The following is a 12,659-nucleotide window of genomic DNA, read 5'->3' as shown; positions in this document are numbered from 1 at the left end:
CGGACGGCTTGCTGGCGGATCCGACCAAGCTGGGAAGCGGCACCACGACGGGCCTGCCCGTCCGGACCGCCGCCTTCTTCGATCTCGACAAGACGGTCATCGCCAAGTCGAGCACGTTGGCCTTCAGCAGACCCTTCTTCGATCAAGGGCTAATAAATCGACAGACGGTCCTGAAATCCGCGTACGCGCAGTTCCTGTTCCTGATGTCGGGCGCCGACCACGAACAGATGGACCGGATGCGCTCCTACATCACCAACATGTGCACCGGATGGAACGTCGAACAGGTGAAGTCGATCGTCGGCGAGACGATGCACGAAATCGTCGACCCGCTGGTGTTCGCGGAAGCCGCAAATCTGATTGCCGACCACAAGCTGTGCGGCCGCGACGTCGTCGTCGTGTCGGCATCGGGCGAGGAGATCGTCGCGCCGATTGCCCGCGCGCTCGGCGCGACCCATGCGATGGCCACCCGAATGGTGGTGGAGGACGGCAAGTACACCGGCGAGGTGGCGTTCTACTGCTACGGCGAGGGCAAGGTCGAGGCGATCAAGGAGCTCGCCGCCCGCGAAGGCTATGCACTCGAACACTGCTATGCGTACTCGGACTCGATCACCGATCTGCCGATGCTGGAATCCGTCGGTCATCCGACGGCGGTCAATCCCGACCGCGCGCTGCGCAAGGAAGCGGCAGCGCGTGACTGGCCGACGCAGACGTTCTCCCGGCCGGTCTCGCTGCGCGACCGCCTTCCCGGCGCGCCGTCGGGCGCCGCCGTCGCGACCACCGTGGCCGTCAGCGTGAGCGCACTGGCGGCAGGCGCCCTGACGTACTCGCTGCTGCGGCGTTTCGCCCCCTGACGCGTCCCGCACCTACCGGAAGGTAGCTGAGCTAGGCGTCGTAACGATCCGGCGACACCACCGAATTGGCACTTGATGTGACCGCGGTCACGGAGTACAAAGGAAGCACGGAAGCCGGGCAAGGCCAAGGTCGAGCCGGAAGAGAAGGCGCGAACTCCCGAGCCAGGCAACCCAGCACGGAACCCGGCACCCACGCGGAGCAAAAGCCGCGATAATGGCAAAAGTGTTGCGGGCCTGCGTAATTGCGAAAAGCGGAGTACGAGGATGACCCTTTGGGTGGGGTTGCACGTATAGCGCATTGCAAGAACGCCGAGGTCGTCCCACGCAACCCACCAAGCACGCTTGGTAACCGGAGTCCGTGCTAGCGGGCGACGAGCCGAACTATTTTCGGAGCGTCGCCCGCTTCATTTTGCTGACGGGTCATTCCGAAGCCGCCTGGGCTATCGCCAACGCCTCCCGTGCGCCCGCGTGGAATGCCGTGCAACTGGCGAGGATCCACGCCGTCAGGCCGGCGGGGGTACCGGACTCGAACCCCCGTGCGGCGGCGCGATAGTCACCGGACTGACGCATCCAATAGACCTCGGGAACGCCGAGGCCGTGCGGATCCAATCCGCTGGTGATGGTGATCAGCCGCGAGACGGCGCGGGCCACCACACCGTCGGCGACCCCGAACGGTGCCAGCGTGAGCAGCTCACCGTGCGCCACGGCGGCCAGCACCGGAGCCGGAACCCGCGCGCCGGCGATGATGTCTCCGAGCAGTTCAAGACGACGCCCGACGTCGGCGTCCGGCCGTGGCCTGCCCAGCCGGTCGTCGTCGGTCAGATCGGCGGCGGCCAACGCATGCAGCCGCGCGATCGCCTGCATGGGCGCCCGCTGCCACACGCCGACCAGCGCGGTGGCGCCACCCTCGAGCGCCTCGGCCACCCGCAGCGCACCAGCCAGCACGGGGTCTGCGCGCACATCTCCCGTCGCTTCGCTCCCCTTGCCATCCCCGGTGCCGATCGTCAGCGATCCGCCGTCCAGCACCGACGACGCGCGCGCCGCCCGCATCGCGGCCTCCGCAGCCGTCGTCGGCCAGCCCCGAAGGTTGAACCGGTGCCGATGCGCCCTGCCGAGCGCCTCTCTGGCTTCGTCGCACGCTTCGGCCACGCCGGGCAACTCGGCCAGCGGGGCTAGCGGATCCGTCACGGCAGCACACGCTAGCCGACCGTTGGGCCCGGGTTCCTTGACGTTCGTCGCAGCAGACGTGCCGCCCGCAGGCATCGCCGTGAGCTGCCAACGTTCACGCAACGTCGGGTGACTACGCTCACAGCCATGTCGGAGACGCACACCGAAGCTCAGTCTGCCTACCCACCGCCTGGTGACTTCGCTGCCAACGCGAACGCGACCGTCGACCTGTATCACCAGGCCGAACAGGACCGTTTGGCGTTCTGGGGCACACAGGCCGAACGGCTGTCATGGGAGACCCCGTACACCGAGGTGCTCGACTGGTCCGACGCACCGTTCGCCAAGTGGTTCGTCGGCGGCAAGCTCAACGTCGCCTACAACTGCGTCGACCGCCACGTCGAGGCCGGCAACGGTGACCGCGTGGCCATTCACTGGGAGGGCGAGCCGGTCGGCGACAGCCGCACCCTGACCTACTCCGAGCTGCTGGCCGAGGTCAGCAAGGCTGCGAACGCACTCACGGACCTGGGCCTGGTGGCCGGCGATCGTGCCGCCATCTACATGCCGATGGTGCCCGAGGCGATCGTCGCGATGCTGGCCTGCGCGCGGCTTGGCGTCATGCACTCGGTGGTGTTCGCCGGCTATTCCGCGACCGCGCTGAAGGCCCGCATCGAGGATGCCGAGGCCAAGCTGGTCATCACCACCGACGGGCAGTACCGGCGCGGAAAGGCGGTATCCCTGAAGGAAGCCGTCGACGAGGCCGTGTCGGCGGACGGCACGGTCGAACACGTCCTGGTGGTGCGGCGCACCGGGATCGACGTGGAGTGGACCGAGGGGCGCGACCTGTGGTGGCACGAGGTGGTCGACGCCGCGTCCGCCGAGCACACGCCCGAAGCGTTCGACGCCGAGCATCCGCTGTTCCTGCTCTACACGTCGGGCACCACCGGCAAGCCAAAGGGCATCGTGCACTCCAGCGGCGGATACCTGACGCAGTCCAGCTACACCCACTTCAACGTCTTCGACGTCAAGCCGGACACTGACGTGTTTTGGTGCACGGCTGACATCGGCTGGGTCACCGGGCACACCTACATCGTCTACGGTCCGCTGTCCAACGGCGTGACGCAGGTGGTCTACGAGGGCACGCCGACCTCACCCACCGAACATCGGCACTTCGAGATCATCGAAAAATACGGCGTCACAATCTATTACACGGCACCCACCCTGGTCCGCACGTTCATGAAGCTGGGGCGTCAGATCCCCGCCGCACACGACCTGACCAGCCTGCGCCTGCTCGGCTCGGTCGGCGAGCCGATCAACCCCGAAGCGTGGCGGTGGTACCGGGATGCCTTCGGCGGCAACAAGACTCCGATCGTCGACACGTGGTGGCAGACCGAGACCGGTTCGATCATGATCTCGCCGCTACCCGGCGTCACGGCCGCCAAGCCAGGATCGGCGATGACCCCGCTGCCCGGCATCTCGGCCAAGATCGTCGACGACGACGGCAACCAACTCGATCCCGGCGCCGATCACGGCGAGCAGCCAAGCGGATACCTCGTCCTCGACAAGCCGTGGCCGTCGATGCTGCGCGGCATCTGGGGAGATCCCGAGCGGTTCAAGGAGACCTACTGGTCGCGGTTCGCCGAGCAGGGCTGGTACTTCGCGGGCGACGGCGCGCGCTACGACGCCGAAGGAAACATCTGGGTGCTCGGCCGCATCGACGACGTGATGAACGTGTCCGGGCACCGCATCTCGACGGCTGAGGTGGAGTCCGCGCTCGTCGGGCACTCGGGGGTGGCTGAGGCCGCCGTGGTGGGAGCCAGCGACGACACCACCGGTCAGGCGATCTGCGCGTTCGTCATCCTCAAGGCCTCTGCAGCGGCGGCTGCAGAAGATCGGGAGAACATGATCGACGAGTTGCGCAAGCAAGTCGCCACCGAGATCTCGCCGATCGCCCGTCCACGCGAGATCCACGTCGTGCCCGAACTGCCGAAGACCCGCAGCGGCAAGATCATGCGCCGCCTGCTGCGCGACGTCGCGGAGGGTCGTGAACTCGGCGACACCTCGACGCTGGTCGACCCCAGCGTGTTCGAGGCGATCAGGGCGACGAAGTAGGGGCGCCTGCCTTCAGGCGGCAGGGCTTCAGGCGGCAGAGGGGACCGGCACGAATCCCGAGCCGGGCCTGCTCTTGGCGGTGATGTCGGCGAGGACGGCGTTGATCGACACCGTCACCGCGGGGGTGTGCAGCGGCACGAACTTCACCACGCAGGTCGGCAGGTCCTCGCTGAACGCTCCGTGGATCATCCCGACGAGACGGTTGTCCACGGTCACCGGCGCCCCCGAGTCGCCCGGCTGCCCGCACACCTGGTTGACGATGGTGCCTGGCGTGTCGCCAGGCCCCCACGTGACGCCGCAGGAGTAGCCGGTGGTGCGGCCCAGCTTGCACGCCACTTGGCCGAACACCGGGTCGGGTCCGATGCCGTCGATGCGGAAGCCGTTTACCTCGGCGACCGGTCGCACCAGCGTCGGGTCGAACTGGATGACCGCGTAGTCGAGGCCTTCGTTGCCCGCCACCATGGTGCCGAGCACGCCGTGGTCCTCGGCGCCTTCGGCGGCGACCTTGGCGCCGGGCCCGCCGCAGTGTGCGGACGTGAACCCGATGAGATTGCCCTTGTTGTCGTTGCCGATCGCGGTGAGCGTGCAGAACGTATCGCCGTCGATCACGATGCCGGAGCCACCGCCAAGCGCAACGGGGTCAACGGCGCCGGCGAACGGCGCGGTCAGGACCAATAACGCGACGGTCAGGGCTGCCGCGACGACGACTGCAATGGCAGTGTCGTGCCAGCGATGTCTCAACACCACCTCCGTCGACTGCCCCGTCCGAATTCTCGCCAAACCCCGTGAGTCTAACGTCGGCCGGGGAGGTCGAGCCGGGCGCGACATGGCAACATGAACGCACTGCACATCCCAATTTGGTCTCGACGCGGGGAGGACTCGTCCGTGAGCACAGGCGACCGTAGGAACGGCGTGCCGACCACAGTCACTTCGATTCCGCTGGTGGATCCACACGCGTCGGTACCCGATCCCTCGATCGGCGACCTCGTCAAGGACGCCACCACGCAGGTGTCGACACTGGTGCGTGCCGAAGTCGAACTCGCCAAGGCCGAGATCACCCGTGACGTGAAGAAGGGCCTCACCGGCAGCGTCTACTTCATCCTGGCGCTCGTCGTGTTGTTCTACTCGACGTTCTTCTTCTTCTTCTTCGCCGCCGAACTCCTCGACACGTGGCTGTGGCGGTGGGTCGCGTTCCTGATCGTGTTCGCCGTCATGGTGTTGACCGCCGCGGCGTTCGCCGTGCTGGGGTATTTGAAGGTGCGCCGAATCCGCGGGCCCCAGCAGACCATCGAATCGGTCAAGGAGACACGGGCGGCCCTGACCCCCGGCGGCGACAAGCCCGGCAAGGCGATCACTTCGACCAACGGCGCGTCGACCGCAGATCCATCAGGCTGGTAGTGCCCCCTCCCGATCCGTCGATGACGCATATCGACGGTCCATGGCGTCATCTCGACGTGCACGCCAACGGGATTCGCTTCCACGTCGTCGAAGCGCTACCCACCGAGAACCGTCCCGCCGAGTCCGCCGAGCGACCGTTGGTGATACTCCTGCACGGGTTCGCCTCGTTCTGGTGGTCGTGGCGCCACCAACTGCGCGGCCTGACCGGAGCGCGCGTGGTGGCCGTCGACCTGCGGGGCTACGGCGGCAGCGACAAACCCCCGCGCGGCTACGACGGCTGGACGCTGGCCGGCGACACCGCGGGCCTGGTGCGCGCACTCGGACACAGCACCGCAACGCTGATCGGTCACGCCGACGGTGGGCTGGTGTGCTGGGCGACGTCGGTGCTGCATCCGCGGTCGGTGCGCGCGATCGCGGTGGTCAGTTCGCCGCACCCGGTGGCGTTGCGGGCCTCGGCGCTGACTCGACGCGACCAGGGTCTTGCCCTTCTGCCAGGGATGCTGCGCTACCAGGTGCCGTTCTGGCCGGAGCGAAAGCTGACCCGCCACGACGCAGCCGAACTCGAACTGCTCGTCCGCAGCCGATCGAGTGGCAAATGGCAAGCCTCAGAAGACTTCTCGGAGACGATTGGCCATCTGCGGAGGGCCGTGCGGATCCCGTCGGCAGCGCATTCCGCACTGGAGTACCAACGCTGGGCGTTGCGCAGCCAACTGCGTGCCGAGGGCCGACGTTTCATGAAGTCGATGAAGCGCCCACTGAACGTTCCCGTGCTGCACATGCGCGGCGACGCCGACCCCTACGTGCTGGCCGATCCGGTGTACAAAACCCAGCACTACGCTCCGCACGGCCGGTACGTATCCATTGCGGGCGCAGGGCATTTCGCGCACGAAGAGGCACCGACCGAAGTCAACGAACAGCTGTCGCGGTTCCTCGCGCAGGTGCACCGCACCTAACTCAGGAGATGCAGGCCCCGGTTTGCACCCGTTGGGTGCTGCCCACCTTGGCCATCTGCCTGGCCACCTCGTCGGCGGTCAACACGAACCCGGTGTCCGCGTCGTCCACCGCGGCGCCGAAGACGACGCCGAGCACTGCGCCGCCCTTGTCGATCAACGGACCGCCCGAATTACCTTGCCGGACCGTGCCTCTGATGGTGTAGACCTCACGGGTGACCGTCGTGGTGTGGTAGATGTCGGGCCCGTTGAGCCGGATGACCTCCCGGATCCGTGCCGGGGTGGCGGTGAAGTCGCCGCCGCCGGGATAGCCCATCACCACGGCGTCGGTACCTGACTTCGCTTCCTGCATGTCGAACTGCAGCGGCGGCGCAGGCAGATTGGGCACGTCCAGGATGGAGATGTCGGCGCTGGGGTCGTAGGACACCACACCGGCGTCGTAGGTCTGGCCGTCGACCTCGACGGTGACGCTCTCCGAGCCCGCGACGACGTGCGCGTTGGACATCACCCTGTTCGGCGCGACGACGAAACCACTGCCCTCGAGCACCTTTTGGCAACTCGGCGCGACGCCGCGGATCTTGAGCACGCTGGGCCGGGTGGCCGCGACCACCGGATCGCCGGCCAACGTGGCGTCGGGGATCTCGACGTTGACGATCGGCGTCCGGCCGAACTGCGGCAGCACCTCGGGCAACCCGGAGGTGTTCAGCAGTGCCTTCATCCGTTGCGGCACCGGCTTCAGCCAGCTCGGCGCCAAATCGTCGACCTGGGTCAGCACACGTGAACCGCGTACGGCCGCCGCCAGATTCGGCTGATCCGCCGAAGTGAGCAGGGACCCCAGCAGCCATGCGGCAACCAGCACGGCGACGAGCTGCAGCCCGACCCCGACGACCGAGTCGAACGTCCGAACGGTCCGGTTGCGGATGGCGCCGCGCACCGCGCGACCCAGCACGACACCGGCGATCTCGCCGATCACCACCAGTCCGAGGATGAGGAACAACGTCGCGAACAGCTGGGTGCGGCCACCGCTGATGTAGGTGACCACATGCGGTGCGAGCAGCACCCCCGCGACGAGGCCGAGCACCACACCTATAAGTGCGAACAGCGAGCCAACCGCCCCGGAGCGCCAGCCGGAGACGGCGGCGACGAAGGCGACGGCGAGGATGGCCAGATCAAGCCATTGAGACGATGTCATTGTTGGCCATCACCGTAGTCGCTGACGCCGCCGACTAGCGCCATTGCCGCATCGAGTTCGCGGACGTCGTCGCTGTTCCACGGCTCGGCCCACCCGGCGACGTCCAGCAGCGCCGAGATCACCTGGCCGGTGAAACCCCACACCAACATCTGGTTGAGCAGGAACGCGGGACCTGCGAAGCGGCGGGTGTTCTGCTCGCGGTAGACCATCAACCTGTTCTTCGGGTTGATGAATGCGCGCACCGGGACGCGCGCGACGATCGCCGTCTCGGCAGGGTCGACCACGCCCACCGGGCCGGGATCGGACGAGTAGGCCAGCACCGGAACCACGTGGAAGCCCGACGGCGGGATGAACATTCGCTCGAGAGTGACCAACGGCTGCAGCCTGCTGGTGTCGATGCCGGTTTCCTCGCGGGCCTCGCGCAGCGCGGTGAACACGGCGCCGCTGTCGTCGGGATCGGAGGCCCCTCCTGGGAAGGCCGCCTGGCCGGCATGCTGGCGGAGGGTCGACGCGCGCACGGTGACCAACAGGTCCGCATCGTCGGGAAGGCCGCCCGACGGCGCGTCCCACGGGCCGGAGAACAGCACCAGCACTGCAGCGTCGCGCTTGGTGCGGGTCAAGGTCGCGGCGGCGTTGGCAGCGGTGATCGCGGCCAGCACGTCGGCGGGCAGCCGTCGCCGGTAGGCACTCGGCACCGAGCCCACGTTGTCGACCAGGGGCTTCATCCAAGCCGGAGCGGCCGCGGGATCGAGGGGGACGGGCCCGCTCCCGTCGCGCTCGGAGTTGATTCCAGCGCTCAACCCGGCTCTCCTGTGTTCTGGCCGATCTTCGGATCCACCGCCGCCGCGATCTCGTCGGCGGTGGCGAACGAGCGGGGCAGGACTTCGGCAACGCTACCGTCCGATCGCAGTACGACGGTCGCGGGCATCACGTTGGGAACCTTGAGTGCGGCGGCGACGAGACGGCGCCCGTCCTGCAGGGTAGGCAGGTGCACGCCGAGTTCGGCCAGCCGGGTCAAGGCGGCCGTCTCGTTCTCGTCCTGATGCACGGTCAGCACCGTCACCGCAGGCCCCATCCGTCTCTGGTATTCGGCCATCGCGGGTAACTCGTCGGCGCACGGCCCGCACCAGTAGGCCCACAGGTTCAGCACGACCGTGCGCCCCGCCACGGCTCGCGCGACGTCCACCATCGAGCCGTCCCCCGCGCACTCGAGCGTGATGTCGCGCAGTGCCTCTGGGCCTGGGCCCTGCCCTTGGGAGGGGCACGGCGGCAGATCGGCGCGCGCCCGAGGGCCGGCCAGCGCCTTAGGCGTATCCACATCCCGGTGGTCGCGGGCCGTGCCGGGACTGGTCGACGAGGCAGGCGAAGCTCCCTCCCCCCGGTCCCCAAGTTCACGCCAGAACGCGACCCCGATCGCGACGATGACGACCAGCACGGCGACGGTCCAGCGCGCCGTCCTGCTCATGGAGTGGTCACGCTGAGGTCAGAGACCGGCCAAGGCCAGCAGATGCTCGGTCTCCGGTCCCTTGACCAACGCAGCGGCCGTCAGCGGGTCCGTCGGCCCCGTGCCATAGGACGGACAATCCTTGGCCAGCACGCAGACCCCGCACGCGGGCTTCTTGGCGTGACACACCCGGCGACCGTGAAAGATCACCCGGTGGCTGAGCAGCGTCCACTCCTTGCGCTCGATGAGTTCGCCAACGGCGAACTCGACCTTGACCGGGTCCTCCAGCTCGGTCCAGCGCCACCGGCGGACAAGCCTGCCGAAATGGGTGTCGACCGTGATGCCAGGGATGTCGAACGCATTGCCGAGGACCACGTTGGCGGTCTTGCGGCCAATGCCGGGCAGCGTCACCAGCTCGTCGAGGGTGTTGGGCACCCGGCCGTCGAACCGCTCGACGAGTTCCTGCCCGAGCCGCATCAACGAGTTTGCCTTGTTCCGGTAGAACCCCGTCGGCTGGATGAGGGTCTCCAGCTCCTCGCGATCGGCCTTCGCGTAGTCCACCGCAGTGCGGTACTTCAGGAACAGCGCGGGGGTGGTCAAGTTCACTCGCTTGTCGGTGCATTGCGCCGACAGAATCGTCGCCACCGTCAGCTCGAGCGGGTTGGTGAAGTCCAACTCGCAGTACACATGCGGAAACGCCTGTGCGAGAGTGCAATTCATTCGCCTGGCGCGACGCACCAGACCGGTGTGGGTTTCTGTGTCGAACTTGGCGGACCGCTTGCCTTCAGACGCCTTGACTGCCACGCGAACAAGCCTACTGACGCGACCGACATCAATCGGATTGGACCGGTGGCATTTCGTGATCCGGCTGAGATCTTCGGCGTGTTTACTACAGCCTTGTGTCGTGGTTGCTGGTGGTATTCGTCCCCGGGTTGCTGATGCTGGCAACCTTCGGGCTGGATCGACTCGAAGCCGGCCTCGAAGGCGACACGGTGTCACCGGAGGACATTGCAGCGGTTCTGGAGCAGGCCAAGGCCGACTGCGCGCGGCCGCCGGCGCGGCCCGACGATCACATCGTCGACGACGCGTATGACACCTACGAGACCTGGCTCGAGCACCGCGCATCCCCCGCGTCCGAGCAGGACTTGCCGACCCGGATCTACATCCACCATGGAGGTAATCCGGAATTTCGGGCGACTCGACAGGCCGATCGTGTGTAGCGTTGGCTCGTCGCGAAGCGGCCTGCAATTAGACTGGCCGAGCCATCCAGCAAGGGATGGTCTGCGCGTGTCATATTTTCCAACAGCTTAAGAGGGGCAACGTGGACGAGATCCTGGCCAGGGCCGGAATCTTCCAGGGAGTCGAACCGACCGCGGTATCCGCGCTGACCAAGCAACTGCACCCGGTGGACTTCCCGCGTGGGCACACGGTGTTCGCCGAAGGTGAGCCAGGCGATCGGCTCTACATCATCATTTCGGGCAAGGTGAAGATCGGCCGCCGGTCACCAGACGGCCGGGAGAACCTGCTGACCATCATGGGCCCGTCGGACATGTTCGGCGAGCTGTCGATCTTCGACCCGGGCCCGCGGACGTCGAGCGCCACCACCATCACCGAGGTGCGCGCCGTGTCGATGGACCGCGACGCGCTCAAGGCGTGGATCAAGGATCGCCCCGAGATCGCCGAGCAACTGCTGCGCGTGTTGGCCCGCCGACTTCGTCGCACCAACAACAACCTCGCCGACCTGATCTTCACCGACGTCCCCGGCCGGGTCGCCAAGCAGCTGCTGCAACTGGCTCAGCGGTTCGGCACCCAGGAGGGTGGCGCACTGCGGGTCACGCACGACCTGACGCAAGAGGAGATCGCTCAGCTGGTCGGGGCGTCGCGCGAGACGGTCAACAAGGCGCTGGCCGACTTCGCGCACCGCGGCTGGATCCGGCTCGAGGGCAAGAGCGTGCTGATCTCGGACTCCGAGCGTCTGGCCCGCCGCGCCCGCTAGGTTTTACCGCCGAGCAGACGCAAACGGCCCTCAATCACGCGGAATGAGGGCCGTTTGTGTCTGCTCGCGCCGACTAGGCGCGCAGGTAGGTCAGCTGCGCCTCGGTCGACTTCTCGGCCGCGTCCCACAGCTTCTCGTCGACGTCGGTGTAGACGTGCTCGACGACTTGGCGCGCCGTGGCGTCCTCGCCGAGCACCCGCAGCGCGTCGCGCACCTGGTCCAGACGCTCCTCGCGGTGCGTCAGATACATCGACGAGACGGCCTCCAGGTCGGGCAGATCCGGCCCGTGTCCCGGCAGTACGACTCGCGGTCCAAGGCCGTGTAGCCGCCGCAGTGACTCGAGGTAGTCGCGCAGGCTGCCGTCCTCGCTGTCGATGACGGTGGTGCCGCGGCCGAGCACGGTGTCCGCGGTCAGCACGGCATCGTCGACCAGAAACGACAGCGAATCCACCGTATGGCCCGGTGTCGCCATCACCGTGATGCGCAGGCCGGCGGCGTCGATCACCTCGCCATCGGACAGCGGACCACCCAGACCGCGCAGGAACCCGCTACCCACCGCGCGCACCACCGCGCCGGTGCGGTCCACGATCTTGTCGATGGCTCCGGTGTGGTCCTCGTGCTTGTGGCTGATCAGTACCAGCGGAATCTTGCCCAGACTCGCGATCCGGCCGATGTGCTCGTCGTCGTCGGGCCCGGGGTCGACGATCACCATCTCGTCGCTGCCCGGCCCTTGCAGCACCCAGGTGTTGGTGCCGTCCAGCGTCATCAGGCCGGGGTTGTCGCACAGCAATACCGACGCCGTGTCGGTCACGCGGCGCAGCTTGCCGTAAGCAGGATGCTTCAGTGATATCCCCGGGTCGCTTCGCTCCTGCCCGCCGGACGCGGTCACGCGACCTCCGCCTGATAGTCGCTCACGCGACCTCGACGATTAGTTCCACCTCGACGGGCGCGTTCACCGGCAACTCGGCCACCCCGACCGCTGACCGGGCGTGCGCGCCTGCGTCGCCGAAGACCTCGCCGAACAGCTCGGAGGCACCGTTGATCACGCCGGGCTGGCCGTTGAAGCCAGGCGCCGATGCGACGAACCCGACCACCTTGACGACCCTGACGACGGAGTCGATGCCGACCAGCGAATGCACGGCGGCCAACGCGTTGAGCGCGCAGATCCGGGCCAGCGCCTTGCCGTCCTCGGGGCTGACCTCGGCGCCGACCTTGCCGGCGGCGGCCAGAGCGCCATCCTGAATCGGCACCTGGCCCGACGTGTACACCAGGTTCCCGGTGCGCACCGCGGGCACGTACGCCGCGAGGGGTGTGACGACCTCTGGCAGCGAGATGCCCAGCTCCGCGAGCTTTGCCGAGGCGCTCATTTCGGCCTCTTCAGGTACGCGACGTGCTGCTCGCCGGTCGGGCCAGTCAGCACCGACACCAGTTCCCAGCCGTCCTCACCCCACTGGTCGAGAATCTGCTTGGTCGCGTGTGTCAACAAGGGCACGGTGGCGTATTCCCACCGGGTCGGTTCGCTCATGTCGCTGAGCCTATCGGTCGGGGAGGT

At 67.4% G+C, this 12,659-nt stretch carries 15 protein-coding genes; 6 read left to right on the top strand and 9 right to left on the bottom strand.

The genetic code is table 11. The features are described from left to right. Positions 1–8 precede the first annotated feature (8 nt). Positions 9–851, top strand: coding sequence for an HAD-IB family hydrolase (locus tag HNP02_RS25035; protein ID WP_221318012.1), 843 nt, complete (start codon positions 9–11; stop codon positions 849–851). Between the two features lie 420 nt (positions 852–1,271). On the opposite strand, the gene HNP02_RS25030 is transcribed toward HNP02_RS25035, so the two are convergent. Continuing rightward, positions 1,272–2,039, bottom strand: a complete 768-nt coding sequence (locus tag HNP02_RS25030; RefSeq protein WP_184443179.1) for an oxidoreductase — start codon at positions 2,037–2,039, stop codon at positions 1,272–1,274. A 126-nt stretch (positions 2,040–2,165) separates the two neighbouring features. On the opposite strand from HNP02_RS25030, the gene acs reads away from it, so the two are divergent. Next, the gene (gene acs / locus HNP02_RS25025) at positions 2,166–4,127 is read left to right on the top strand and encodes an acetate--CoA ligase (protein WP_184443178.1); all 1,962 of its coding nucleotides are present in this window, start codon (positions 2,166–2,168) and stop codon (positions 4,125–4,127) included. 27 nt (positions 4,128–4,154) lie between these two features. Here acs and HNP02_RS25020 read toward each other — a convergent pair whose 3' ends face one another. Beyond that, positions 4,155–4,817 carry a S1 family peptidase gene (locus tag HNP02_RS25020; RefSeq protein WP_184443489.1) on the bottom strand — a complete coding sequence of 221 codons (663 nt, stop codon included), beginning with the start codon at positions 4,815–4,817 and terminating at the stop codon, positions 4,155–4,157. 195 nt (positions 4,818–5,012) lie between these two features. On the opposite strand from HNP02_RS25020, the gene HNP02_RS25015 reads away from it, so the two are divergent. Both HNP02_RS25015 and HNP02_RS25010 read left to right on the top strand, forming a co-directional pair. Further along, positions 5,013–5,525: a phage holin family protein gene (locus tag HNP02_RS25015; protein ID WP_184443177.1), complete on the top strand. Its 513-nt coding sequence runs from the start codon at positions 5,013–5,015 to the stop codon at positions 5,523–5,525. After that, positions 5,525–6,478 carry an alpha/beta fold hydrolase gene (locus HNP02_RS25010; RefSeq protein ID WP_184443176.1) on the top strand — a complete coding sequence of 318 codons (954 nt, stop codon included), beginning with the start codon at positions 5,525–5,527 and terminating at the stop codon, positions 6,476–6,478. The genes HNP02_RS25015 and HNP02_RS25010 overlap by 1 nt, the downstream gene beginning before the upstream one ends. A gap of 1 nt (position 6,479) precedes the next feature. Here HNP02_RS25010 and marP read toward each other — a convergent pair whose 3' ends face one another. The 4 genes from marP to nth form a co-directional block, all read right to left on the bottom strand. Then, positions 6,480–7,667 (bottom strand): acid resistance serine protease MarP, encoded by a 1,188-nt coding sequence (gene marP / locus HNP02_RS25005; RefSeq protein WP_184443175.1) that lies wholly within the window; start codon positions 7,665–7,667, stop codon positions 6,480–6,482. Next, positions 7,664–8,392 carry a CoA pyrophosphatase gene (locus HNP02_RS25000; RefSeq protein ID WP_184443488.1) on the bottom strand — a complete coding sequence of 243 codons (729 nt, stop codon included), beginning with the start codon at positions 8,390–8,392 and terminating at the stop codon, positions 7,664–7,666. Before HNP02_RS25000 ends, marP begins: the two co-directional genes overlap by 4 nt. Positions 8,393–8,463: 71 nt before the next feature. After that, complete coding sequence (locus HNP02_RS24995) at positions 8,464–9,132, bottom strand: TlpA disulfide reductase family protein (RefSeq protein ID WP_184443174.1); 669 nt, start codon at positions 9,130–9,132, stop codon at positions 8,464–8,466. Between the two features lie 18 nt (positions 9,133–9,150). Continuing rightward, complete coding sequence (gene nth / locus HNP02_RS24990) at positions 9,151–9,831, bottom strand: endonuclease III (protein WP_184443487.1); 681 nt, start codon at positions 9,829–9,831, stop codon at positions 9,151–9,153. Positions 9,832–10,010: 179 nt separating this feature from the next. Between nth and HNP02_RS24985 the strand changes: the two genes are divergently transcribed. After that, positions 10,011–10,331: a hypothetical protein gene (locus HNP02_RS24985; protein WP_184443173.1), complete on the top strand. Its 321-nt coding sequence runs from the start codon at positions 10,011–10,013 to the stop codon at positions 10,329–10,331. Positions 10,332–10,432: 101 nt separating this feature from the next. Continuing rightward, the gene (gene crp, locus HNP02_RS24980; RefSeq protein WP_029116887.1) at positions 10,433–11,107 is read left to right on the top strand and encodes a cAMP-activated global transcriptional regulator CRP; all 675 of its coding nucleotides are present in this window, start codon (positions 10,433–10,435) and stop codon (positions 11,105–11,107) included. A gap of 73 nt (positions 11,108–11,180) precedes the next feature. On the opposite strand, the gene HNP02_RS24975 is transcribed toward crp, so the two are convergent. From HNP02_RS24975 to HNP02_RS24965, 3 genes are all read right to left on the bottom strand, one after another. Beyond that, the gene (locus HNP02_RS24975; protein WP_184443486.1) at positions 11,181–11,957 is read right to left on the bottom strand and encodes an MBL fold metallo-hydrolase; all 777 of its coding nucleotides are present in this window, start codon (positions 11,955–11,957) and stop codon (positions 11,181–11,183) included. A 61-nt stretch (positions 11,958–12,018) separates the two neighbouring features. Continuing rightward, a complete protein-coding gene (locus tag HNP02_RS24970; RefSeq protein ID WP_184443172.1) occupies positions 12,019–12,474 on the bottom strand; it encodes a RidA family protein in 456 nt (151 codons plus the stop codon). Continuing rightward, the gene (locus HNP02_RS24965; protein ID WP_109860180.1) at positions 12,471–12,632 is read right to left on the bottom strand and encodes a DUF4177 domain-containing protein; all 162 of its coding nucleotides are present in this window, start codon (positions 12,630–12,632) and stop codon (positions 12,471–12,473) included. Before HNP02_RS24965 ends, HNP02_RS24970 begins: the two co-directional genes overlap by 4 nt. Positions 12,633–12,659: the final 27 nt, after the last annotated feature.

The sequence above is a fragment of the Mycobacterium sp. AZCC_0083 genome (assembly GCF_014202335.1).
In the GTDB taxonomy this organism is placed as follows: domain Bacteria; phylum Actinomycetota; class Actinomycetes; order Mycobacteriales; family Mycobacteriaceae; genus Mycobacterium.
Note: the sequence above shows the minus strand (reverse complement) of the source record. Positions and strands in the feature narration are given on the sequence as shown.